The sequence below is a fragment of the Isoptericola sp. GX10416 genome (genome assembly GCF_056590155.1).
The window spans coordinates 69,870-93,698 of record NZ_JBWPVO010000007.1; the positions used below are offsets into that span (position 1 = coordinate 69,870).

24 protein-coding genes are annotated in these 23,829 nt (G+C 72.8%); 9 read left to right on the forward strand and 15 right to left on the reverse strand.

From position 1 onward, the window contains the following. Positions 1 to 21 precede the first annotated feature (21 nt). From ACWAT2_RS11725 to rdgB, 7 genes are all read left to right on the forward strand, one after another. Positions 22 to 483, forward strand: a complete 462-nt coding sequence (locus tag ACWAT2_RS11725; RefSeq protein ID WP_402376230.1) for a hypothetical protein — start codon at positions 22 to 24, stop codon at positions 481 to 483. A gap of 91 nt (positions 484 to 574) precedes the next feature. Continuing rightward, on the forward strand, positions 575 to 910 hold the full coding sequence (locus ACWAT2_RS11730) for a hypothetical protein (RefSeq protein ID WP_402376228.1): 336 nt from the start codon (positions 575 to 577) through the stop codon (positions 908 to 910). Further along, on the forward strand, positions 907 to 2,607 hold the full coding sequence (locus tag ACWAT2_RS11735; RefSeq protein WP_402376225.1) for a sodium/solute symporter: 1,701 nt from the start codon (positions 907 to 909) through the stop codon (positions 2,605 to 2,607). The genes ACWAT2_RS11730 and ACWAT2_RS11735 overlap by 4 nt, the downstream gene beginning before the upstream one ends. After that, the gene (locus ACWAT2_RS11740) at positions 2,594 to 3,928 is read left to right on the forward strand and encodes a histidine kinase (protein WP_402376223.1); all 1,335 of its coding nucleotides are present in this window, start codon (positions 2,594 to 2,596) and stop codon (positions 3,926 to 3,928) included. Before ACWAT2_RS11735 ends, ACWAT2_RS11740 begins: the two co-directional genes overlap by 14 nt. 5 nt (positions 3,929 to 3,933) lie before the next feature. Further along, complete coding sequence (locus ACWAT2_RS11745) at positions 3,934 to 4,770, forward strand: LytR/AlgR family response regulator transcription factor (RefSeq protein ID WP_402376222.1); 837 nt, start codon at positions 3,934 to 3,936, stop codon at positions 4,768 to 4,770. Positions 4,771 to 4,862: 92 nt separating this feature from the next. Further along, positions 4,863 to 5,600, forward strand: coding sequence for a ribonuclease PH (gene rph, locus ACWAT2_RS11750; protein WP_402376219.1), 738 nt, complete (start codon positions 4,863 to 4,865; stop codon positions 5,598 to 5,600). Between the two features lie 5 nt (positions 5,601 to 5,605). Then, a complete protein-coding gene (gene rdgB, locus ACWAT2_RS11755) occupies positions 5,606 to 6,271 on the forward strand; it encodes an RdgB/HAM1 family non-canonical purine NTP pyrophosphatase (RefSeq protein ID WP_402376216.1) in 666 nt (221 codons plus the stop codon). 110 nt (positions 6,272 to 6,381) lie between these two features. On the opposite strand, the gene ACWAT2_RS11760 is transcribed toward rdgB, so the two are convergent. From ACWAT2_RS11760 to clpS, 5 genes are all read right to left on the reverse strand, one after another. Next, complete coding sequence (locus tag ACWAT2_RS11760; protein WP_402376214.1) at positions 6,382 to 6,747, reverse strand: DUF3054 domain-containing protein; 366 nt, start codon at positions 6,745 to 6,747, stop codon at positions 6,382 to 6,384. Then, positions 6,747 to 7,550 (reverse strand): MBL fold metallo-hydrolase, encoded by an 804-nt coding sequence (locus ACWAT2_RS11765; protein WP_402376211.1) that lies wholly within the window; start codon positions 7,548 to 7,550, stop codon positions 6,747 to 6,749. Before ACWAT2_RS11765 ends, ACWAT2_RS11760 begins: the two co-directional genes overlap by 1 nt. Then, on the reverse strand, positions 7,547 to 8,350 hold the full coding sequence (gene murI, locus ACWAT2_RS11770; RefSeq protein WP_402376209.1) for a glutamate racemase: 804 nt from the start codon (positions 8,348 to 8,350) through the stop codon (positions 7,547 to 7,549). Before murI ends, ACWAT2_RS11765 begins: the two co-directional genes overlap by 4 nt. Before the next feature lie 75 nt (positions 8,351 to 8,425). Beyond that, entirely contained in the window at positions 8,426 to 9,091 is a 666-nt protein-coding gene (locus ACWAT2_RS11775; RefSeq protein WP_402376207.1) for a DUF2017 family protein, read from the reverse strand. Beyond that, positions 9,088 to 9,420 (reverse strand): ATP-dependent Clp protease adapter ClpS, encoded by a 333-nt coding sequence (clpS, locus tag ACWAT2_RS11780; protein ID WP_402376205.1) that lies wholly within the window; start codon positions 9,418 to 9,420, stop codon positions 9,088 to 9,090. Before clpS ends, ACWAT2_RS11775 begins: the two co-directional genes overlap by 4 nt. A gap of 36 nt (positions 9,421 to 9,456) precedes the next feature. On the opposite strand from clpS, the gene ACWAT2_RS11785 reads away from it, so the two are divergent. Next, positions 9,457 to 10,890, forward strand: a complete 1,434-nt coding sequence (locus ACWAT2_RS11785) for a nicotinate phosphoribosyltransferase (RefSeq protein ID WP_402376202.1) — start codon at positions 9,457 to 9,459, stop codon at positions 10,888 to 10,890. A 115-nt stretch (positions 10,891 to 11,005) separates the two neighbouring features. Here the strand turns inward: ACWAT2_RS11785 and ACWAT2_RS11790 are convergent, their stop codons facing one another. The 10 genes from ACWAT2_RS11790 to ACWAT2_RS11835 form a co-directional block, all read right to left on the reverse strand. After that, positions 11,006 to 12,493 carry a non-reducing end alpha-L-arabinofuranosidase family hydrolase gene (locus ACWAT2_RS11790; RefSeq protein ID WP_402376200.1) on the reverse strand — a complete coding sequence of 496 codons (1,488 nt, stop codon included), beginning with the start codon at positions 12,491 to 12,493 and terminating at the stop codon, positions 11,006 to 11,008. Positions 12,494 to 12,740: 247 nt separating this feature from the next. Beyond that, a complete protein-coding gene (locus ACWAT2_RS11795; RefSeq protein WP_402376374.1) occupies positions 12,741 to 14,522 on the reverse strand; it encodes a DEAD/DEAH box helicase in 1,782 nt (593 codons plus the stop codon). A gap of 74 nt (positions 14,523 to 14,596) precedes the next feature. Beyond that, on the reverse strand, positions 14,597 to 14,917 hold the full coding sequence (locus tag ACWAT2_RS11800; RefSeq protein WP_402376197.1) for a DUF3039 domain-containing protein: 321 nt from the start codon (positions 14,915 to 14,917) through the stop codon (positions 14,597 to 14,599). 49 nt (positions 14,918 to 14,966) lie between these two features. After that, positions 14,967 to 15,746 (reverse strand): glucosamine-6-phosphate deaminase, encoded by a 780-nt coding sequence (gene nagB / locus ACWAT2_RS11805; protein WP_402376196.1) that lies wholly within the window; start codon positions 15,744 to 15,746, stop codon positions 14,967 to 14,969. A gap of 49 nt (positions 15,747 to 15,795) precedes the next feature. Next, entirely contained in the window at positions 15,796 to 17,106 is a 1,311-nt protein-coding gene (locus tag ACWAT2_RS11810; protein ID WP_402376193.1) for an extracellular solute-binding protein, read from the reverse strand. 41 nt (positions 17,107 to 17,147) lie between these two features. Continuing rightward, positions 17,148 to 18,143 carry an ROK family protein gene (locus ACWAT2_RS11815; protein WP_402376190.1) on the reverse strand — a complete coding sequence of 332 codons (996 nt, stop codon included), beginning with the start codon at positions 18,141 to 18,143 and terminating at the stop codon, positions 17,148 to 17,150. Position 18,144: 1 nt separating this feature from the next. After that, the gene (locus ACWAT2_RS11820) at positions 18,145 to 19,065 is read right to left on the reverse strand and encodes a carbohydrate ABC transporter permease (RefSeq protein ID WP_402376187.1); all 921 of its coding nucleotides are present in this window, start codon (positions 19,063 to 19,065) and stop codon (positions 18,145 to 18,147) included. A 2-nt stretch (positions 19,066 to 19,067) separates the two neighbouring features. Beyond that, positions 19,068 to 20,024 (reverse strand): carbohydrate ABC transporter permease, encoded by a 957-nt coding sequence (locus ACWAT2_RS11825; protein WP_402376185.1) that lies wholly within the window; start codon positions 20,022 to 20,024, stop codon positions 19,068 to 19,070. Between the two features lie 88 nt (positions 20,025 to 20,112). Further along, a complete protein-coding gene (locus ACWAT2_RS11830) occupies positions 20,113 to 21,414 on the reverse strand; it encodes an extracellular solute-binding protein (protein WP_402376182.1) in 1,302 nt (433 codons plus the stop codon). Positions 21,415 to 21,526: 112 nt separating this feature from the next. Continuing rightward, a complete protein-coding gene (locus tag ACWAT2_RS11835; RefSeq protein ID WP_402376179.1) occupies positions 21,527 to 22,678 on the reverse strand; it encodes an ROK family protein in 1,152 nt (383 codons plus the stop codon). 178 nt (positions 22,679 to 22,856) lie between these two features. Here ACWAT2_RS11835 and ACWAT2_RS11840 point away from each other — a divergent pair, with 178 nt between their 5' ends. Next, complete coding sequence (locus ACWAT2_RS11840; RefSeq protein WP_402376176.1) at positions 22,857 to 23,828, forward strand: DUF4349 domain-containing protein; 972 nt, start codon at positions 22,857 to 22,859, stop codon at positions 23,826 to 23,828. The last annotated feature ends 1 nt before the right edge of the window (position 23,829 follow it).

Consider the following 23,829-nt stretch of genomic DNA (forward strand, 5'->3'; position numbering starts at 1 on the left):
GGACGCACCTACAGTCGGTCCATGGCCTCGACGACGAGCGCATCCCTCGGCAACCTGCTCGCAGCGGGCGGCCGGGCCCGGAAGCCGCGCAAGCAGATCATGCACCCCGGCAGCGTCGGGCTCCTGGTCGGTGCACTGGCCGTGATCGTCGGCAGCATGCTGCCGTGGGTGATCACCCCGCTCGGGAACATCAGCGGTACCGCAGGCCCGGGGCTGTGGACCCTGTGCGGCGGCTTCATCGCCGTGGCGGGCGCGCTGATCCCCCGGCGGTGGGTCGCCGTGTCGCACAGCTTCCTCGCCGGCGGCGCCGTCGCCTTCGTGGCCGGCTGGCAGCTCCTGCGACTCGTCCAGATCAGCGAGGCGACCGACGCCTGGGGGCAGGCGATGCCAGGCATCGGGCTGGTGATGAGCCTCGGTGGGGCCGTCATCCTGCTGACCACGGGCGTACGGCTCGTCCGGACGCGTCCCGTCGCGTCGCCGTGAACCGCGCCGTCGTCGTGAGCGGGCCCTCGTCGGGGGCATGACCCGGGGCGGCACTGGCCCTCGGGGTCCGCGCTCCGTAAGGTGCTCGTCCATGGACGACGACGTCGGTGCCCGGCACACGCCTGCGGAGGTGGACGCCACCTTCCGCACGCTGCGGCGCGTGGCAGTGGGCTACTTCGTCGTGTTCCTGCTGGCCGTCGCGGCCTTCCCGGTGCTCTCGCTGACGTCGGACTGGTGGTCGGAGGCGCGCCTGGTCGGCGGGATGAGCCCCGGCTTCCTCGTCGCGGCGTTCGGCCTCTACCTCTTCTTCGCCGTCCTCGGGGTCGCGGTGGCGCGCCTGATGTCGGCGGTCGAGCACCGCATGCTCGACGACACGCGCGACGACGGCTTCTCCGCCGCCGACGAACCCCCCGGTGACCTCCCGTGACCGGGCCCAGCGCACTGACCCTCGCGGCGGTTCTCGTCCTGCTGACCGTGGTCGCCGTCGTCATGCGCCCTCGCGGCGCGTCCACCGTCGACTTCTACCTCGCCGGCCAGCGCGTCGGCATCGCGACCAACGCGTGGGCCATCTGCGGGGACTACTTCTCGGCGGCGTCGTTCCTCGGGGTGGCCGCCGCCGTCTACGCGACCGGGCTCGACGGCGCCTGGTACGCCGTCGGGTTCGCCGCCGGGTTCGTCCCCGTGCTGCTCTTCGTCGCGGCACCGCTGCGCCGGTTCGGCGAGTTCTCCATCCCGGACTTCCTCGGGCGCCGCCTGGGCTCGGAGAAGGTGCGGCTCGTGGCCGTCGGCGTGGTCCAGCTCGTCATCCTGTCCTACCTCGTGCCGCAGGCCGTCGGGTCGGGCATCACGTGGGAGCTCCTCGTCGGGTCCGGGATCCTCGGTCTCTCGCCGTACGCGACCGGGATCCTGGTCTCCACGGCGGTGGTCACGGGGCTCGTCGCGTTCGGCGGCATGCGCGGGACCACCTGGACGCAGGCGGTGCAGTTCCTGCTGCTGCTGGGTGCCCTCGTCTGGCTCGCCGCGACCGTGCTGGGCGAGGGGTTCCACTACGGCGACGCCGTCTCCGACCTGTCGACCGCACCGCTGGTGAACCCGGCCGACGACGGCGTCCTGGCCACCGAGCAGAACGCGCTGCACCCGGGCGACGCCGCAGTCTTCGGCCAGCCCGGTGCCCGCTACGGCGGTCTCGGCCAGTTCGCGCTCATCGTGACCCTCGCGATGGGCACCGCCGGGCTGCCGCACGTCATGAACCGCTACTTCACGTCCCCGACCGGGGCGGCCGCACGCACCACCACCGTGTGGGTGCTGTGCCTGGCCGGACTCTTCTACTCGCTGGCGGTCATGCTCGGGACGGCGGCCCGCGAGATCGTGCCGACCGCCGTCGCGGACCATCCGTGGCTCGCGGAGCTCACCGTCGACGGGGTGCTGCTCGTCCCCGAGCACGCGCTGCCCGTGCTGGGGCGGATCTACGGCGGTGACGCAGGGCTGGGCGTGGTCGCCGCGGGAGCGCTCATCGCGGTCATGTCGACCATCGCGGGGCTTCTCCTGGCCGCCGCAGCGTCCTGGGGCCACGACGTCTACGAGCGGCACATCAACCCGCGGGCCACGCAGCGTCAGGCCGTCCTGGCCGGGCGGATCACCACGCTGCTCACGGCCTGCGCCGCCGCCTGCCTGGGCCTGGCGCTGCGCCCCGAGACCTTCGTGGCCGCCACGCCCTCGATCGTCGCGACCATGGTCACGTGGGCGTTCGCCGTGGCGGGTTCGGCGCTGACGCCCGTCTTCCTGCTGGCGATCTGGTGGCCGCGCACGACCGCGCGCGGCGCAGTCTCCGGCATGCTCACGGGCATGACCGTCGCGGTGGGGATGCTGGCCGCGGGACTGTTCGCGGACGGCGGCCTGCTGCGGGACGCGCTGGTCACCCCGACGCTCGTGGCGGCCCCGCTGGCCGCCGCCGTCACCGTGCTGGTCTCCCTGCGCACCACGCCGCCGCCGGACGTGGAGAAGTCGTGGGTCATCATGCACGGCACGGCCGCCGACCGGCACGCCGAGCGGCTGGCCCGGCTCGTCGTGGCCGAGAACCGGCGCCGGCGCGGCGCACGGAGGACCCGACGTGCGCGGGGGTAGCCGGCTGCTGGCCGGCGTCCTCGTCGCGGCGTGGGCGGCGGTCTACCTGGTCACGCAGGTGCTCGTCGCTCCCCCGCTCGGCGTCCTGCCGACCCTGGCGTCCGGCCTCGTGGTGAGCACCGTCGTCGTCCTCGGCTACCCGTCCGCGCTGCGCGGGCCCCGTGGCGGCTCGCTCGGCGGAGCCACCGGGCGGTCGTGGCGTCCCGCCCGCCGGCCCCAGGACCCTCGGGGGGTGCGCGACGGGCTCACCATCGCCGCCGCGGGCCGGTCGATGCCGTTGCGCAACGGCCTCACGCCCGACGCCGCCCGACGCACCGCCCAGCTGATCCGCCCGCTGCTGGGCGGCGACGCCATCGCCATCACGGACACGGAGCAGGTGCTGGCGTTCGTCGGGCCGGGATCCGACCACCATCACGTGGGCGGGACGCTGCAGACCCGGGTCTCGCGCCTCGCGCTCGGCAAGAAGCGCACCGTCGTCGTGCACGCGCGGGACGGGATCGGCTGCCCCGAGCCGGGCTGCCCCCTGCGCACCGCCGTCGTCGCCCCGCTGGCCGTGGCGGATCGCGTGGTCGGCACGCTGAAGGTCTACCGGGTCCACGACGAGCCGGCGCCGCGCGTGCTCGTCGACGACATGGCCTCGATGCTCTCGCTGCACCTCGAGCTCGCGGAGATGGACCGCGAGCGCCACCTCGCGTCGGACGCCAAGCTGGACGCCCTGCGGGCGCAGATCAACCCGCACTTCCTGTTCAACATCCTCAACACGATCGCCTCGAAGTCGCGCACCGACCCGGAGGAGTCCCGCGAGCTGCTGCTGCGCCTGAGCGACTTCTTCCGCTACGCGGTGCGCCAGGACGGTCACTTCGCGGAGTTCAGCCAGGAGTACTTCTTCGTGCGGACGTACGTCTCGCTGGAGCAGGCGCGGTTCGGCGACCGCCTGCGGGTGCGCTACGACCTCGATCCGCAGGTGCTGACGTCGCGCGTGCCCGTGCTGGTGATCCAGCCCATCGTGGAGAACGCCGTCAAGCACGGGATCGCGGACTCGGTCACGGGCGGCACGGTGCACCTGCGTGCCCGCGTGGACCCGTTGACGCGCACCACGTCGATCCGGGTGAGCGACGACGGCGCGGGCATGGCCCCGGAGGTCCTGGACAGGCTGCTGGCCGGTCAGCGTCCGGGCGACACCGACCCGCGGCACTCCGGCGTCGGCCTGTGGAACATCTCCCAGCGGCTCGACTCCCTGTTCGGGGACCGGTACTCGTTCGACGTCGCGTCCACGCCGGGCAAGGGGACCACCGTGGATCTCCGGATCCCGCTAAGGTGACGCCCGTGCGACCCAAGGCACTGATCGTGGACGACGAGGCCCCGGCCCGGGCCGAGCTGCGCTTCCTGCTCGAGGAGGTCGGGCAGGTCCAGGTGGTGGGCGAGGCCACCAACGGCGAGGAGGCGCTGCTCCTCCTGGGGTCGCTCGACTACGACCTGGTGCTGCTCGACGTCCGCATGCCCGGGGGGTCCGGCCTGGAGGTCGCCGCCGCGCTGCGCCGGCAACCCGACCCGCCGAAGGTCATCTTCACCACGGCCTACCCGGACCATGCCGTCGACGCGTTCGACCTCGCCGCGGCGGACTACCTCCTCAAGCCGTTCGACGCGGACCGGCTGCGGCGTGCGCTGGAGCGCGCGCTGCGGCCCGACGACGGCACACCCGCGGGAGCCACGCCTGCCAGCGCGGGGTCCGCTCCGCCGTCGGACGGCGCGAGCCCGGGTGCGGTGGCCCCGGCGGCCGGTGCGGGGTCGGCCGGCACCGCGGACTCGGCGCCGCGGGGCGACGTCGAGCCGCTGGTGCGCATCCCGGTGCAGAAGGACGGGCGCACGGTGCTGGTCGACGGCGGCTCGATCGTCTACGCCAGCGCGGCGCGCGGGTACTCCTACCTGAAGCTTGCCGAGGAGCGACTGCTGGTGACCATGTCGCTCAACGAGCTGGAGCGTCGGCTGCGCGGGCACTTCTTCCGGGCGCACCGGTCGTACCTGGTGAACCTCGACCACGTGCGTGAGCTGGTCCCCGACTTCCAGGGCGCTCTCGTGGTGGTCATGGCGGATCGGCAGCGCTCGCGCGTGGAGGTCTCGCGGCGCCACGCGCGCGAGCTGCGCCGCCGCTTCGGCATGTGACCCTCTGTCGCCGGGTGTCATGGTCCGGACCGTATTGCGGGCCCGTTGCGGGCTGAACCTCGACATTCGGCGGCCCGGATAGGGTGAGGCGCATGACTTCCCCTCGTTCTGACGGCCGCACGCCCGACCAGCTCCGCCCCGTGACCTTCACCCGTGGATGGAGCGAGAACGCCGAGGGCTCGGTGCTCGTGGAGTTCGGCAAGACCCGCGTGCTGTGCACCGCCTCGTTCACCGAGGGCGTGCCGCGCTGGAAGAAGGGCTCCGGCGAGGGCTGGGTCACCGCGGAGTACGCGATGCTCCCCCGCGCCACCAACTCCCGCAGCCAGCGCGAGTCCGTCAAGGGCAAGATCGGCGGGCGCACCCACGAGATCTCACGCCTCATCGGCCGGTCGCTGCGCGCCGTCGTCGACGTGACGGCGCTGGGCGAGAACACCATCGTGCTCGACTGCGACGTGCTCCAGGCCGACGGCGGGACCCGCACCGCAGCCATCACGGGCGCCTACCTCGCGCTGGTCGACGCCGTCGCCTGGGGCACCCGGCACGGGCACGTCAAGGGCGGCAAGCAGGTGCTCACCGACTCGGTCGCGGCCGTGAGCGTCGGCATCATCGACGGGGTACCCATGCTCGACCTGCCCTACGTCGAGGACGTGCGCGCGGAGACCGACATGAACGTGGTGACCACCGGGTCCGGCTCCTTCGTGGAGGTCCAGGGCACCGCCGAGGGCGTCCCGTTCCACCGCGGCGAGCTGGACGCTCTGCTCGACCTCGCCACGGCCGGCACCGCCGACCTGACGGCGCTGCAGCAGGCGGCGCTCGCCCAGGAGCTCTGAGCACGGTGACCAGCCCTGTCGCCGTCCCCCCGGCGGCCCGGATCGTCCTGGCCACCCACAACCGCAAGAAGCTGCGCGAGCTGCTCGCGATCCTGCGGGCGCAGCCCGGCCTCGACGCCCTGCCGGACGACGCGGTCGTCACCGCGGGCGACCTCGGCGCAACCGAGCCCGTCGAGGACGGGGTGACGTTCGCGGAGAACGCACTGATCAAGGCGCGGGCGCTGGCCGCGGCGACCGGTCTGCCCGCCGTGGCCGACGACTCGGGGCTGAGCGTCGACGTGCTCGGCGGGGCCCCGGGCATCTTCTCGGCGCGGTGGGCGGGCCGGCACGGCGACGACGTCGCCAACCTCGGCCTGCTGCTCGCCCAGCTCGGTGACGTCCGGGACGCGCACCGGGGCGCGGCGTTCGTCTGTGCGGCGGCGCTGGTCACCCCGGACGGCCGCGAGGAGGTGTGCCTCGGCGAGATGCCGGGCGCGCTGGTCCACGAGCCCCGCGGCGTCAACGGGTTCGGGTACGACCCGATCCTGGTCCCGGCCGAGCAGGGCCCGGGGCCGGACGGCCGGCCCGGCACGCGCACGTCGGCCGAGCTGAGCCCGGAGGAGAAGAACGCGATCAGCCATCGCGGCAAGGCGTTCCGGGCACTGGCCGCACAGATCGCCGCCGCGCTCTGATCCACCCGCACCGGCGACGGTTGTGGGCGCGATTTCTGGGCCGAATACCTGGGCAAAAGGGACACATCGGGCCAGAAATCGCGCCCACAACTTTCGGTGGGGCTGGACGTTCAGCGGCGCTGGACGAGAGTGACGAGCAGCCGCCAGCCGAGCATCGTCGCGCCGAGGAAGCCCGCCGTCACCAGGGCGAACGACCAGGCGAACCCGCCCACCACCAGCGGTCGCAGCACGAGCCCCAGCGCCACGGTCGCGAACCAGACCACCACCCCCGTCGGCCAGAGCCGCGCCGGCGCGCGCCAGGCGCGACTCGCCACCCAGCCGACCACCAGGCCGACGGCGAACGGCGCCACCACGGCGAGCAGGTGCGCCACCGACCCGCCCGAGGCGTGGTTCGCGGTGCCCACGACGGCGAACACGAGCACGCACACCGCGTCGGCGACGGCGGTGGGCCAGACGCGGCGCTCCTGCACCGGCATCAGAGCTCGTAGACCGTTCCTGGGCGGGCCACGTCCAGCGGCCCGTCGTACTCCTCGCGCGCCTCGGCCAGGGTCTGCGCGGAGTCGGTCCACACCGTCAGGTGCGTCAGCAGCAGGCGTCCGGCCCCGGCCTTCGCCGCCACCTTCCCGGCACGCCGCCCGGTCAGGTGGATCCCGTCGACGCCGTCGTCCCGGCCCTCGAGGAACGCCGCCTCGCACAGCAGCAGGTCGGCCCCGCGCGAGGCCTCGACCAACCGGTCGCAGTGGTCCGTGTCCCCGGAGAACACGAGGGTCGCCCGCTCCCCCGGGCGGTCCGACGACGGGCCGGTCACCCGCATGCCGTACGCCTCGACGGGGTGGTTGACCACGAACGGCTCCACCGTCAGCGGGCCGACCTGCACCGACACGCCGGGCTGCCACGTCCGGAACGCGTACTCGGCGTCCATGGTCTCGCCGCTCTCCAGGCCGTACATGGCCGCCGCACGCTCGCGCGTCGTCGACGGCCCGTGGACCACCAGGTGGCGCGGCCGGCCGGTGCGGTGCGAGCCCCGCTCGGGGTGGTACCGCAGGTAGACGTACAGCCCGGAGAGGTCGGCGCAGTGGTCGGGGTGCAGGTGCGAGATCCCGACGGCGTCCACGTCCAACGGGTCGACGTGACGCTGCAGCGGGCCGAGCGCGCCCGAGCCGAGGTCGAGCACCAGGCTCCACCACCGCTCGCCGTCGTGCGCCTGGACCAGGTAGCAGGAGGCGGGCGACTCCGGGCCGGGCAGGGAGCCGGACACCCCGACGGGTACGAGCCTCATGCCGCCTCCACGAGAGCGACCTCCGGCCCGAGGAACCGCCGGGCGAGCTGCTCGAACTGTTCCGGGTGCCCCGTGGTGGCGAACCGGTGCACGGGCGCCGGCGCGTCGAGGGGACGCTCCAGGTCGTGCTCCACCAGCTTGCGGTAGACGTCCATGGCGGTCTCCTCCGCCGAGGACACCAGCGTGACGTCCTGGCCCATGACGTAGGAGATCGGGCCCGTCAGCAACGGGTAGTGGGTGCAGCCCAGCACCAGGGTGTCCACGCCGGCGGCCTTGACGGGCCCGAGGTACTCCGCGGCGATCTCCAGCACCTCGGGGCCGGACGTCGTCCCCTCCTCGACCAGTCGGACGAACTCCGGGCACGCCTTGCTCGTGAGCTGCAGGCCCGGGGTGACGGCGAACGCGTCGTCGTAGGCCAGGGAGTCCACCGTCGCCTTGGTGCCGATGACGCCGATGCGTCCGGAGCGGGAGGCGACGACGGCGCGGCGGGCGGCCGGCAGGATCACCTCGACCACGGGGATGCCGCGGCGCACGGTGTACCGCTCGCGTGCGTCGCGCAGCGCGACCGCCGAGGCGGAGTTGCACGCGATGACGAGCATCTTCACGCCGTCGTCGACGAGCCGGTCCATGACCGCGAGCGCCATCGCGCGCACGGCGGCGAGCGGCTTGGGCCCGTACGGGCCGTTGGCCGTGTCGCCGATGTAGTGCAGCTGCTCGTGCGGGAGCTGGTCGAGCACCGAGCGGGCGACCGTCAGACCGCCCACCCCGCTGTCGAAGATCCCGATGGGGGCGTCGTTCACGGCTGGCAGCCTAACCGCGCAGGGCGCTGAGCACCGGGTTCGTGACCCGTGACACGCGTGGTGAGGGCCACAGGGTCACTCGCCGGCGCCTCGGCCGCGGGCCCGCAGCTCGGCCAGCATCTCGTCCATGAGGGACTCCTGGGCGAACCCGGCCGCCACGAACACCCCGCCCCAGTAGGAGCGCTGCTCGGCGTCCAGGCCGGCGGCGTCCGTCTCGTCCGGGTCCGCGGTGTCCGCGTCGTCCACGATCCCCAGTCCCGCGAGCACCTCGTGGTGCAGGTGCTCGACGTCGGCGTCGTCGTCGAGCCCCAGCCGTTCACCGAGCACCAGCCGGACGTCGGTGAGCGCGCCGGCGAAGTCCTGGGCCGCCTCGCGGGCGACCACCACCTGACCGTCGGACGGCGCGTCGTCCGTACCGCCGTCGTCGGCCACCGCGTCGGCGAACGCGAGGAGGCGGGCGACCTTCCCCGCCGCGAGGTCCGTCTGCGTCAGGTGGCGGAACTCGGCGGCGACGTCCGCGTCCTCGCGGTGGGCGTCCGGCAGGAGCCGCTGCACCGCCGGGTCCCGCGGGACGCGAGCCACCCCGGTGAACGCCACGCCGGCGTCCGTCACGTCGTCGGGGAGACCGGCGTCGGCACGCAGCAGGCCGGCGACGTCCCGGGCGACCCGCGCCAGCACCTCACGCTCGACCGGCTCCCAGCGGGCGACGAACCCGGCCGGGGTCGAGCGGAACGGCGTCATGCGCCCTCCCCCGGCGCGCCGGACTGCTGCAGCGTGGCCCACAGCCCGAAGCCGTGCATCGCCTGCACGTCCACCTCCATCCGCTCCCGCGGACCGGTCGAGACCACCGCCCGACCCTCGGAGTGCACCTGCATCATCAGCTGGTGGGCCTTGGCCTCCGGATAGCCGAAGTAGCTCTCGAAGACGAAGGCGACGTAGCTCATGAGGTTGACCGGGTCGTTCCACACGATCGTCACCCACGGGTCCGCCAGCCGGGACGCCTCCTCGGTGCGGGTGTCCTCCTGCGTCGCCGCGCTCGTCACCACCACGGCACCAGCGTAGGTGCTCATGCTGCTCCCGAGCCCGCCGCACCATACGGTAGGGGCATGAACGACGCGAACCGGGGCAACGGCGCCTCCGCGCCCGAGTCCCTCGCCTCTCCGCTGTCGCTGCCGGCCGCACCGCTGCCGACGCTGCGGCCCTCGCTCGCGCTCCTGACCGACCGGTACGAGCTGACGATGCTGCAGGCCGCGCTCGCCGACGGCACGGCGCACCGGCACTGCGTCTTCGAGGTGTTCACGCGCCGCCTGCCCGCGGGCCGCCGGTACGGCGTCCTCGCCGGCACCGGCCGGGTCCTCGAGGCGCTGCCCGCGTTCCGGTTCGGCGAGACCGAGCTCGCCTACCTCGAACGCGCCGGCGTCGTCGACGACCGGACCCTCGACTTCCTGCGCGGGTACCGCTTCACCGGGACGATCACGGGCTACCCCGAGGGCGAGACGTTCTTCCCCCGGTCGCCGGTGCTGCAGGTGGAGGGCACCTTCGCCGAGGCGGTGCTCCTGGAGACGCTCGTCCTGGCGATCCTCAACCATGACTCGGCCATCGCCTCGGCCGCGTCGCGGATGACGAGCGCCGCCGTCGACCGCCCCGTGCTCGAGATGGGCTCGCGCCGCACCCACGAGCAGGCCGGCGTCGCCGCCGCGCGCGCCGCCGTCGTCGCCGGGTTCGCCGGCACGAGCAACCTCGAGGCCGGCTTCCGCTACGGCCTCGACACCATCGGTACCGCCGCGCACTCCTTCACGCTGCTGCACGACGACGAGGTCGCGGCCTTCGCCTCCCAGGTCGAGGCGTTCGGACCCGGCACCACGCTCCTGGTCGACACCTACGACGTGCCGCGCGGCGTGGACCGTGCGATCGAGGCCGCCGGCACGGGGCTCGGCGCCGTCCGGCTCGACTCCGGCGACCTGGGGGCGCTCGCGGTCGAGGTGCGCGAGCAGCTCGACGCCCTGGGCGCCCGGGACACCAAGATCGTGGTCACGTCGGACCTGGACGAGCACGCGATCGCGGGCCTGGCTGCCGCGCCGGTGGACGTCTACGGCGTCGGCACCTCGCTGGTGACAGGTTCGGGCGCCCCGACCTGCGGCATGGTCTACAAGCTGGTGGCTCGTACCGACGGCGCGGGGCGGATGCAGCCGGTGGAGAAGGCCTCGGCGAGCAAGTCCAGCCGCGGCGGCCGCAAGGCCGCGGCACGCCGGCTCGACGGCGACGGCCGCGCCGTCGAGGAGGTGCTGGTCACCGGCCCCGACGAGGAGGTCGTCACGTGGGAGCCGGACGGCAGCGAGGGCGGCGACGAGGACGGCCGGCTGCGGCGGCTGCACGTGCCGCTGGTGACCGACGGCGCGGTGGACTCGCGCTGGGTCGGTGCCTACGGCGTGGCCAACGCCGCCACCCAGCACCGGACGTCCCGCGCGGAGCTGCCGCGCGGGGCACGGCGGCTGTCCCACGGCGACGCGGCGGTCCCGACGGTCACCTGGCAGCTCTGAGCCGCGGCCGTGCGCGAACGGGCGGTGCGCAGCCCCGCCCCGATCCCTCGCCCACCTGGGTGGTGAGCGTCCGGGACCGGGGCGGGGCCGGCCGGCACGGCGCGGCGCGAGTACCTCAGTTCTGCAGCGTCAGCAGGCCCGGGCGGTACGGGAGCAGCCCGTAGTCCACACCGTCGGAGCCGGGGTCACGGCCCTGGTAGAGGAGCTGCAGGTTGCACGGGTCGACCGTCATCGTCTGGTCGGCGCTGGTGCGGATGAGCTCGCCGTGGCTGATGTCGTCGGTCCACGTGGCGCCGCTGTTCGCCCGCCCGGCGAACGGGTCGGACTCCGTCGCGGCCTGGGGCGTCCACTGCCCGTCGAGGCTGTCGGCCGTGAACGAGCGGAAGTAGCGGCCGTTCGCACCGATCGCCTCGACGATCATGAGGTACTGGTCCGAGCCGTCGACCTTGTAGACCTGGACGGCCTCGAACAGGTTGTTCGTGGTGTCGCTCATGACGACGTCGTACGACGACCCGAAGTTGCCCGGGAAGTCACCGATCGGCATCTGCGAGCGGTAGATGTTGCCGTTGTCGCCGGCGAAGAACAGGTACATGTGGGTGTCGTCGGCGATCAGCGCCTGGTCGATCGGCCCGGTGCCGGAGTTCTGGATGGACCCGGTGAACAGGGCGCTCGGTTGCGACCAGCCGTTGGCGTTCGTCGGGTCGTCCGACGTGCGGTAGATGAACGGCCACGCGCCCCACTGGTAGGCGAGGACCCACGTGTCGTCCGGCTCGAAGTAGAACAGCGACGGCGCCACGGTCGAGGACTGCATGCCGTTCTGGCCCGCCGACCCCATCTGGGACCAGTCACCGAAGACGTCGAAGTTCATCGATCCCCACGAGTCTCCGAAGTCGTGGGTCGTGGCGTAGACGAGGTGACCGCCGTCGTACGGGGCGGTGGTGAAGTCCTTGAGCGACGCCCACCCGGAGCCCGGCTGAGCGAGCGGTCCTGACGACGTCCAGCTGTACGACGACGGGAGGTCGCACGAGGAGCCGCCGTCGTCGTTGCCGTCGCCGCTCTCGCCGAGGACCTCGACGTCGTCGATGCGGAAGTCGTCGGTGCCGCCGGTCGTCTCGACGTAGAGGGTCGCGGACTCGAGCGCTCCCGTCCAGGAGACGGTGGTCTCGCCGGTGAGCTCCGTCCAGGATCCGGGGCTGACGGTGCTCTGCGCGAGCGTGAGGTAGTCGGTGGTGCCGCCGGCCGTGACGCTCAACGTCACCTTGGCGTCGGGGGTCCCGGTCTCCGTGCGCATCCAGGCGCTCGTGGAGTAGGTCGCGCCGTTCGACACGGCGGCCGTGACGTCCTGGGCCGGGCCGTTCCAGGACGCGGTCCGTCCCGTGTACCGCAGGGCCATGCTTCCCGAGTGGACGGGGTACCAGCCCGGGTCCACGGATCCGGAGCCGAAGGACGTCCAGCCGTTCGTGCCGTCCTCCATGTCTCCGTTGCTCACGAGGTTGCCACCGTCGTCGGCGACGGCGGGCGCCTCGGTCTGTGCCGCGAGCACTGGTGCCAGCGCCAGCGCGGCGGCCATTCCCAGTGCGAGGCGGACTCTGGACCTCTTCATCCTTCACTCCTCCTGGTTCGGGGCGACGTCGTCGTGGCCCCACTTTGTGATCGCTAACATCCTGCCCGACGACCGGTGCGACCGGTAGAACCGAATCGTTTAACGTTCAATCTGAGGCCGGATCTCTCGTTCCGGCGCTCCTGCGGGCGGCGCCGTCCACCACGGGCGCGCCGGGCGGCGTCGTCAGCTCGGCTGACCGGCACGGCGCCCGCCCTACACCCAGCAGTGCGGATCGAGACGGGCGACCCTACTTCTTGCCCACGAACCAGCCGCGCACCATCTCGACCCGCTCGGTGAGCTGGTCCGCCGTCGCCAGGGGCACCTCCGGCCCGCCGCAGCGACGCCGGAGCTCGGTGTGCACCGACCCGTGCGGTCGCCCGGACTTGCGCGCCCACGCCGAGACGAGCTTGGACAGCTCCTTGCGCAGCGCGGCCGCGCGGCGGTGCTCCTGCTCGGACTGCTCCAGCGCCGCCTCGGACGACGGCGCCCCGGAGCGTCCGCTCGCCTGGGCGGCCTGGTGCTGGCGCAGCAGCGTGGTGACCTGGTCGGCGTCGAGCAGACCGGGGATGCCGAGGAAGTCCTGCTCGGCCGCCGACCCGACCTCGCCGCCGGTGCCGAACTCGCCGCCGTCGAACAGGACGCGGTCGAACGAGGCCTGCGCCTCGAGCGCCTCGAAGGAGCCCGTGAGCTCCCCCGAGGCCTTCTCCTCGGAGTTGGCCGCGGCGAGCAGCGCGGCCTCCGGGTCGTACTCGATGCCCTGCTCCTCGGCGGTCCGAGGGCGGTCCAGCGCATGGTCGCGCTCGATCTCCATGCCGTTGGCCAGCTCGAGGAGCAGCGGCACGCTGGGCACGAAGATCGACGCCGTCTCGCCGCGCTTGCGGGCCCGGACGAACCGGCCCACCGCCTGGGCGAAGAACAGCGGCGTCGAGGTGCTGGTGGCGTAGACGCCGACGGCGAGGCGCGGCACGTCCACGCCCTCCGAGACCATCCGCACCGCCACCATCCAGCGTTGCGTGCCCGCCGCGAACTCGTCGATGCGCGCGCTCGCGCCGTCGTCGTCGCTGAGCACCACGGTCGGGCTCTGGCCCGTCACGCGGGCCAGGTGCCCGGCGTACGCGCGGGCGTCCGTCTGGTCGGACGCGATGACCAGTCCCCCGGCGTCGGGCACCGCGCGGCGCACCTCCGTGAGGCGCTTGTCCGCCGCGGCGAGCACGGACGGGATCCACTCGCCGTTCGGGTCCAGCGCCGTACGCCAGGCCTGGGCGTGCATGTCCTTGGTCATGGCCTCGCCGAGCCGCGCCGCGACCTCGTCGCCCGCCCGCGTGCGCCAGCGCATCTCACCCGAGTAGGTCATGAACAGCACCGGCCGCACGACGTGGTCCCGCAGCGCCTCGCCGTAGCCGTAGGTGTAGTCCGCCCGGGAGCGCCGGATCCCCTCGTGGTCCGCCTCGTACGTGACGAACGGGATCGAGGCGGTGTCGCTGCGGAACGGCGTGCCCGTCAGCGCGAGGCGCCGGGTGGCGTCCTCGAACGCGTCCCGGACGGCGTCGCCCCAGCTCAGCGCGTCGCCGCCGTGGTGCACCTCGTCCAGGATGACGAGCGTCCGGGCAGCCTGCGTCCGCGCCCGGTGCAGGGCCGGCTTGGCCGCCACCTGGGCATAGGTCAGCGCGACGCCGTCGTAGTGGGACCCGTGGCGGCCCTGGGAGTTCTTGAACGACGGGTCGATGCGGATGCCCACGCGAGCGGCGGCGTCCGCCCACTGGTGCTTGAGGTGCTCGGTGGGCGCGACGACGGTCACGCGGCGCACGGTCCCGGCGTCCAGCAGCTCGGTGGCGACCCGCAGCGCGAAGGTCGTCTTGCCGGCTCCCGGGGTCGCGACCGCCAGGAAGTCCCGGGGCGAACGCTCGTGGTACAGCTCGAGCGCCTCGGCCTGCCAGGCGCGCAGGTTGGACGCCGTGCCCCACGGTGCCCGGCGCGGGAACGCCGGGCTGAGCTGGGACGCCGCCGCCACCGACGGCGACTGCGGCAGCGGCTTGGCCGCCTCCTGCGGTTCGGAGACGGCTGCGAAGAGATCGACGGACTCGGGCTCGGGGAGCGGCGCGCTCACTTCTCGGAGTCGCCGTCGCCGTCCTGCGGTTCCCGCAGGCCGTCGTAGATCTCCTTGCAGATGGGGCACACGGGGAACTTCGAGGGGTCACGTCCCGGGACCCACACCTTGCCGCAGAGAGCGATCACCGGCTTGCCGGACATCGCCGACTGCATGATCTTCTCCTTGCGCACGTAGTGCGCGAAGCGCTCGTGGTCGCCCGGTTCCGCGGACTGCTCCCGCGTGTCGGGGCGCTCGAGGACGCTGGTACCCGATCCGGTGTCCTGCGAAGGCGCTGCGGCAGGCTGCGAGGGAGGGCTGGAGAGGGGCTCGCTCATGGCGTCCATCCTACGTGCCGGCCACCGACACCGACGGCGCGAACGACCGCTACAGCCCTTGCCAGGTGGGCTTGGAGGCGTAGGTCTGGCGGTAGTAGCCGGCGAGCTGGAGGCGAGACGCGGCGGCCTCGTCGACCAGCACCGTGGCGTGCGGGTGCCACTGCATCACCGTGGCGGGCCACATCGCCGAGACCGGCCCCTCCACGAGCTGGTGCACCGCCTCGGCCTTGTGCCGACCCGTGGCCAGCAGCACCAGGTGGCGGGCCTCCATGATCGTGCCCAACCCCTGGGTCAGGCAGTGCCGCGGCACCTGGGCCACGTCGTCGTCGAAGAACCGCGCGTTGTCCAGCCGCGTCTGCTCGGTCAACGTCTTGATCCGGGTCCGCGAGGCCAGCGACGAACCCGGCTCGTTGAACCCGATGTGCCCGTCGGTCCCGATCCCCAGCAGCTGCAGGTCCACACCCCCCGCCGCGGCGATCGCTTCCTCATAGGCGGCGCACGCCGCCACCACGTCCTCGGCCAGCCCGTCCGGGCCGTGCACCTGATCGGCGGGCCACTCGACCCGCTCGGCGATCTCGCTGGCCACCACGTTGCGGTAACGCTGCGGATGATCGCCCGCCAGCCCCACGTACTCGTCGAGCATGAACCCCCGCGCCCGCGCGAACGACAACCCCTCGACCTCGTGGCGCCGCACCAGCTCGTCGTACACCTGCAACGGACTCGACCCCGTGGCCAGCCCCAGCACCGCCTGCCCACCACGCAGCAGCACCTCGACCGCGTCCGCCGCCAGCACCGCCAGCTCCCGCGCCGGAGCGATGACAACCTCCATCGTCGTCTCCTTCCTGTTCGTCGCCGTCGGCGGGCCCGACGGCTGCTGGTCACTCGTCCTCGACGGTGCCGTCGAGCATGGGGGTCATGATTGCGTCGTACTTCTGTGCCAGCGCGGGGACGCTGCCACCGCGGGCGATCTCCTTGAACAGCTCCTCGTAGATCCCCTGCGACTCGACGTCCGCCCAGCCCGGCGCCGGTGGCGTCAGCTTGGACGCCTCCGCGGTCGCCACGAGGGTCCGGCCGAACTTGTCCCCCGTCATGAGCCGCGTGAACCGGGTGTTCGCCGGCCCGAGGCCCGACTCGGCGAGCATCGTCTGGTACTCGTCGGAGTAGACGATACGCAGCAGGTCCTCGGAGAGGTCCGCGTTGCGCGTGAGCGCGGAGATCGCCATGTTGGAGCCGCCCGCGAACACCGGCGCGACGCCGCCGTCCACGCCGGGCAGCGCGAAGATGCCGAACCTGTCGGAGTCCGCCATGCCGTCGCGCACCTCCTCGTTGTCCTCGTTGCGCACGAGGTCGCCGATGGACCACCGCGCCCAGGACGGCGCCATGATGGTGGCCGCGGCAGGCTCACCGTTCACGAGCCCGTCGTTCAGGAAGTCCCAGTAGGCGACGTCGACCTCGGTGGCCGGCAGGTAGGAGGCGTTCTGGTAGACGTCCTGCCAGGCCTCGAGACCGGCGATCGTGCTCGGGTCCGAGAGGGTCGACACCCAGCGGTCGCCCTCCTTGACCGCCAGCTCGCCGCCGTGGGCGAACACCCACGAGATGCCGTTGCGCCAGTCCTGCCCGCCCATCGCGAACCCGGCCTGGTTGCCGACCCGGAGGGACTTGACGGTCTCGCCGAACTCGTCGAGCGTCTTCGGCACCTCGGCGCCGGCCTCCTTCCAGACGTCCTTGCGGTAGAAGACGTAGCGGGACCCGAAGTAGTACGGCAGGGCGTACACCGTGCCGTCCACCGACCCGGCCTCCACGAACGACGGCAGCAGGTCGTCGCCGCCGAGCTCCTGGTACAGCTCCGGGGAGATCTCGCGGAACGCCCCGGAGCCCGTGAACGTCGGGGCCTGGGTGTTCCCGAGCTCGACCACGTCGGGGGTCAGGGCCGGGTCGCCGAGCGAGGCCTCGAGGTCGTCGACGAGGGTCGGCCACTCCTTCTGCTCGATCGTCAGCGTCGCTCCCGGGTTGCGCTCCTCGAAGGTCGCCACGAGGTGCTCGCGCAGGTCGTCACCGGTGTCGGCACCGACCAGCCAGAGGACGATGTCCTCGGAGGTCTCGGGGACGACCTCTTCGGTGCCGCAGGCGGTCAGCGCCACGAGGGCCAGGGCCGCCGTCATAGCGGCGACGGCGCGTCGTCGGGTCACAGGGGTTCCTCTCGGTCGTGACGCAGGGTTGGGCCGAGCCGTCAGCCGGCGAGGTCGCGTGCCCGCAGGACGGTGCCCCGCCCGACGACGGCGGCGCCCACCGCACCGACGGCGACCCGGCCGGGGGCCAGCCGCACCCGTCCGGGCAGGTCGAGCGACCGCAGGAAGCCGGACGCCGCCGACTCGTCGGTCAGGGCGTCGCGCACCGCGTCGAGCAGCGGCTGCCCGAGCTGGGACACGCCGCCACCGAGCACCACGTGCTGGACGTCGACGGTCAGCACGAGCATGCGCACCGCCGCGGCGACGGCTCGCGCGTACGTCGAGCGGGCCGCCACGGCGTCGGGGTCACCGGCGGCCGCCGCCTCGAAGAGCTCGACCGGAGCCGGCCGGCCGGAGGTCGTCGGCCACAGGGCCGTCACCGCCGAGCCGGAGGCGTACAGCTCCAGGCAGCCACGCTGCCCGCAGGCGCACGGCGGGCCCGCTGGGTCGACGGGGACGTGGCCGATCTCCCCGGCGGCGCTGTGACTCCCCCGCCGCAGTCGTCCGTCGAGCACGATGCCGGCCGCGAGACCGGTGCCGAGCGCCAGGAACGCGAGGTCGGCGGGCGTGCTGTCGCCCTCTGCCTCGACCAGGTGCGCGGCGCCGACGGCGGCCACGTTGAGGTCGTTCTCCACCGCCACCCCGACTCCCCCGAGACGTGCCGAGAGCAGGGCCGAGAGGTCGAGCGCCGCACCGTCGAGCCCGAGGTTGACGGCGTGCCGGACCGTGCCGGCGTCGGCGTCCACGAGGCCGGGGACCCCGACCCCCACGCCGGTCACGGCGTCGAGCGCGACGCCGGCCTGCCGGGCGACGCCCTGCACGGCCCGGGCTGCGCCGTCGACGACGCCCACAGGGCCGAGGGTGGTGCTCAGCCGGGACTGGGCCAGCACCTCGCCGTCGCTGCCGAGCAGCACGGCGAGGGTCTTGGTGCCCCCGATGTCCAGGCCCACGCTGAGGCGGGGCGACACCATCGGTGTCGCCGCTGCGATGTTGCTCACGTCAGCCCTTCACCGCTCCCGAGACCAGTCCACCGGTCATGCGGCCCTGCACGAAGAGGAAGAAGACGATCACGGGAATCGCGACGAGCACCGATCCTGCCATCAGGGCCCCGTAGTCCGTCGCCTTGGTGGCCTGCTGGAACGTGCGCAGCCACACGGGCAGCGTCATCGACTCCGGCCTCGACATGATGACCAGCGCGAGGACGAACTCGTTCCACGCCTGGATGAAGGCGAACACACCGGTCGAGACGAGGCCCGGGGCGAGGAGCGGGAAGGTGACCTTCCAGAACGCCCTGGTGCGCGAGCAGCCGTCGATCATGGCGGCCTCCTCGAGCTCCACCGGCACGGCCGTCACGAACCCGCGCAGGGTCCAGACGGTGAAGGGCAGCACCATCGCGACGTAGAGGATGGTCAGGCCGAAGACCATGTTGAGCATGCCCCAGCCGTCGATGAGCTGGAAGTACGTCAGCAGCATCGCCTCGCCGGGGATCATCTGCACGACGAGGATCGCCACGATGAACTGCTTGCGTCCCCGGAACCGGTACCGCCCGATGGCGACCGAGGCGAGGAACGCGATGACCAGCGCCGCGACCAGCGTCAGGAACGTGACCGTGAGCGAGGTCTGGAGCGCGGGCAGGAAGTCCGCACGGGTGTCGTCGGTGACGGCCCGGACGTAGTTGTCGACCGTGAAGTCGGAGCCGGGGAAGAACGTCGGGACGGTGGCCCGGACGAGGTTCGTCGGCAGGAACGACGAGGAGACCATCCAGTAGACGGGGAACGCCGAACAGACGAAGACGACGGCGCCGAGGACGCCGAACAGGACGTTCGCCGCGATGCGGCCCGGCGGGACCGGCCGCTTGGTGGTGACGACGACGGGGGCCGCCGGTGCCGTGGGTCCGGCGGTGAGGGTGGAGGCAGCCATGGTCAGTCGTCCTCCTTGAGCGTCTGGCGCACGTAGTACAGGGAGATGAGGAGCATGATGAAGACCATCACCACGGCGGCTGCCGCGGCGAACCCGAAGTCACCGCTGGCGGTGCCCTTCTGGTAGATCCAGACGCCCAGGGTGGACGTCTTCTCGTAGAGCCCGCCGATGCCCTGCAGGGCGTAGACCTGGGCGAAGACACGCAGGTCCCAGATCACCGACAGGACGATCAGCACGATGATGATGCTGCGCACGAACGGCACCTGGATCTGGAAGAAGCGCTGACGGGCGTTGGCACCGTCGAGCTGGGACGCCTCGAGCGTCTCGACCGGCACCTGCGTGAGCCCGGCGTACATCGTGAAGGCGATGAAGGGCACGCCCATCCACACCACGATGAGGCCGAGCACGAGGAAGAAGGAGAGCGGCTCGATGAGCCACGAGTGACCGGCCCAGTCGGAGCCGGTGACCTGGGTGAGCAGGTAGTTGACGACGCCGTAGCGCGTGTCGAACATCCAGCCCCAGACCATCACGGTCGACAGGGCCGGCATCGCCCACGCGAGCAGCAGGCCGACGGTGACGAGCATGCGCATCGCCTTGCCGAGGCGGATCATCAGCAGGGCGACGAGCGTCCCGAGCGTCATCGTCAGCACGACCGCCACGACCATGAACCCGACGCTGCGGGCGAGGACGGCGTAGAACTCGCCGGAGGTCAGGACCTCGACGTAGTTGTCCAGGCCCACCCACTCGGGCGGGGCTCCGAAGGCCTGGGCACGGCCGTACTCCTGGAACGACGTGACGAGGAGCTTGAGGATCGGCCAGGCGACGAGGACGGCGAGCACGGCCAGCGCCGGGGTGAGCAGCGCATAGGGGAACGGCGACGACTTCTTGGTCCGCAGCTCTTGCGGTGGCCGGACGAAGGCCTCCGGGGGCGCCTTGGGCGCGGCAGGGGTGGTGGTCACGAGGTGCTCCCTGATCGAGCGGGTGGGGAGAGGGGGGCGGTGCCGGTGGCCGTGAGGTCACCGGCACCGCCCGGCGTGCTGACGGACGTCAGCCGTTGAGCGTCCCCTCGATCTCGGCGTCGAGCTCGGCCGCGACGGTGGCGACGTCCTCGCCCTGGGCGAGCTTGACGAACGAGTCCTCGAGCACGCCGGAGGCCTCCACGTCCGCCCACAGGGGCGAGGCCGGGGTCAGCTGTGCGGCGGCAGCGGCGGCGGCCGACGCCTGGCTGAACGCGTCGTCCGCCATGAACTCGGCCTGCGAGACCTTGGCCGGGACCAGGCCGTTGGCGGCGAGGATCTCCTGGTAGTCGTCCGAGAGGATGATCTCCAGGGCGCTCCGGGCGAGCTCGGGGTTCGGGGCGTTCGCCGGGATGGCGATGTTCGAACCACCGGCGAGCACCGGGGCGTAGGTGCCCTCCTCGGCGCCCGGGATGGCGAACGCGGAGAGCTTGTCCTCGGCGCCGTACGTCTCGAGGCAGCCGGGGACCTCGGCGTCCTCGGCGGCGGCGATCGACCAACGGACCCAGCTCGGGGCGGTGAGGTAGCCGATCTCACCGGCGCAGAACGGGACCTGGGGGTCGGTCTCGTCGGAGTCGGCCGGTGCGTGGTTCGAGTTCAGCATGACGTCCTGCAGCTGCTCGAGGCCGGTGATCGACTCGGGCGAGGAGAATCCGCCGGTCCAGGTGCCCGAGTCGTCGACGGTCGCGATGTCGCCGCCGTTGGCCCACACGAAGACCATCCCGTTGCGCCAGTCCTTGCCCGGTGTGTAGAGCCCGGAGACCTCGTCGCTGGCCAGCGTCTCGATGTTGGCGAGGTACTCGTCCCAGGTCGCCGGCACCTCGACGTCGCCGGTGATCTCCGTCGAGTAGATGCCCACGCGGGCACCGGAGTAGTACGGGGCGGCGTAGAACTGCCCCTCGAACGACCCGGACTCCACGAAGCCGGGGAGCAGGTCGTCGCCGCCCAGCTCCTCGTAGCTGTCGGTGAGGTCGAGGAACGCGCCGGCCGAGGTGAAGGCAGGTGCCTGGGTGTTGCCGATCTCGACGAGGTCGGGGCTGTCCGAGCCGGACAGCGCCGTCGTGTACTTGTCGACGAGGCCGGTCCAGGACTGTTCCTCGATCGTGAGCGTGGAGCCCTCGTTCTCGGCCTCGAACGTGGTCTTGAGGTGCTCGCGCGCCTCTTCCGGTGTGTCGGAGCCGACGAGCCAGACACGGATGTCGCCCGCGGGGGCTTCTTCGGCCGCGGTCTCACCGCTGTCGTCGGCGGGGGTGTCGCCCGACGCGCAGGCGGACAGGGCGAGGGCCAGGGTGACGGTCGTCGCCGCGGCGACGACGTTGCGTGCTCTCTTCACTGGTTCGGTTTCCTTCCAAATTGGGGCGAGGGTCGGCCGGTACCAGATGGCACCAGCCGGGAGGTCGGTCGGGGGGTCGGGTGGCTTGCGGCGGGTCAGGCGGGTCGGTCGGTCAGGAGACGCCCAGCTGGGCGCCGAGGACGAGCACGGCAGCGCCGGCGAGGACGACGTCGTCGTCCAGCGCGGCCATGCGGAGGTCGAGGCCGGCCGCGGTGGCCGGCATGATGCGGGCGACGAGCGTGTCCCGGGCGGCGGTACGCAACGACCCGGCGAGGAGCTCGGGAGGTCCGGAGAGCAGCACCTCGGCGAGGTTCAGCGCACCGACGACCGGCGCGAGGGTCTTGCCGAGAGTGCGGCCGACGTCCGCCAGGACGGCGTCCGCAGCCTCGCGGTCGAGCCCCTCGACGGCACGCCGCAGCGCGGGTGTCGACAGGACGGTCTCCAGGCATCCCCGCCGTCCGCAGGCGCAGGGCTCGCCGTCGTCGACGACGGTGACGTGGCCGAGCTCGCCGGCCGCGTCGGCGGCGCCGTGCACCCGCGCGCCGTCGACCATGACGCCCGCTCCGACACCCTGACCCACGGTCAGGACGAGCATGGAGTCCGCCGCGCCGCCGTAGGTGTACTCGCCGAGCGCCGCGGAGTTCGCGTCGTTGGCCACGTGCACCGGCAGGCCGAGCCGGTCGGTGAGGACGCGGGCGAGGGGCAGGTCCTGCCACTCGACGTTCGGCGCCTCGACGACGCGGCCGGAGTGGTCGACGACGCCGGGCGAGCCGATCCCGACGCCGATCACGGGACGGGTGGCCGCCGCGACGAGCCGCCGGGCGAAGCGTGCGAGCAGCTCGACCAGCTCGTCCCCGCGCCGGTCCCCCACCTCGAGCGACCGCCGGTCGACGGCCTCGCCCGTGAGGGTCAGCACGGCGCCGCGCATCACGGTGTCGTCGGAGAGGTCGACGGCCACGATCTGGTAGGCGTCCGTGCGCATCCCGACGAGGATCGCGGGCTTGCCCACCCGGCGCCCCGGCTGGGTGCCGAGCTCCTCGACGAGGTCCTCCGCGAGGAGCACCCCGACGAGGTCGGAGATGGTCACGCGGGTCAGTCCTGTCGCGCGGGCCAGCCCGGCCCGCGACGTCGGCCCCTCGTGGAAGAGGTGCTGGAGCACGAGCGACCGGTTGTGCGCCCTGGCGTGCTCGGGGAGCACCTTCGAGGTGGCCCGCAGGCCGCCGCCCAGTCCTCGTCGGCTGGTGCGCGTCGTCGTCGTGGTCATGTTTGTTAGTAGAGCGTCTTAACAGACGTGGTGTCCATCACCCGTCGGCGTTCGTTACTTGATCGTTACCCCACGCCGTCACGGCCGTCGGAAACGCAGATCACGGTCTCGCCACGGTCGCATCACGATATCGATCACAGCGCGCGTCCGGGCAGGTCAGCACCCTAGAGTCGAGCCCATGCCCCTGCGACCCCGACCTCGCCGCGCCGTGACCGCTGCCCTCGCCGCGGTCCTCACCCTCGGTCTCGCCGCCTGTACCGGCACCGGGGCGGACGGCGCCGCGGAGTCCGGCGTGGAGGCCTCCACCGCCGAGGACGCGGCCGGCGAGGCGGCGGCCGTGGCCGACGAGACCGCTCCCGCGGACGGGGAGGCCGACACCGTCGTCGACCGCGAGGTCGTGGTGACCGGCTACCTCACGCTGCTCTCCGAGAACCCGGCCACGACGTCGGCCGAGCTGGTCCGCCTCGTGGAGCAGGCCGGCGGGCACGTCGAGGAACGCCACGAGGACCCGGGCGACGACGACTCGGCCGGTTCTGCCGAGCTGACCGTCCGCGTCCCGGCGGACCGGACCTCGAGCGCCGTCGAGGCGCTGCGCGGGCTCGGCACGGTCCAGGACATCGAGATGTCCAGCGAGGACGTGACGAGCCGGGGCCAGGACCTCGACGCCCGCATCTCCGCGCTGACCACGTCCACCGACAGGCTCACCGAGCTCCTCGCCTCGGCGGGATCCACCGCCGACCTGCTCGAGGTCGAGCGCGAGCTGTCCCAGCGCCAGGCCGAGCTGGACTCGCTGGTGGCCCAGCGCGAGGCGCTCAGCGACCTGGTCGCCATGTCCACCCTCCACGTGCGGATCGACGCCCCGGCAGCGCAGCTCGCCGGCCCGCGCGGCGGCTTCTCCGGCGGCCTCGCCACCGGCTGGAACGCCCTGGTCGCCAGCGTGGAGACCGTGGTGCTGGTCCTCGGGGTCCTGCTGCCCTGGCTCGTCGTGGCCGCGGCCGGCTACGTCGTGTACCGGCTGGTCCGGCGTCGCCGTGCCGACGTGCCGGGCGGACCCGGCGGCACGTCCGGCGGACCGGGCTCCGGGCCCGACGGCGGCACCGACGGGCCCGGCACGAGCGAGTCGCGGCGCCAGCCCGAGCTCACGCACTGAG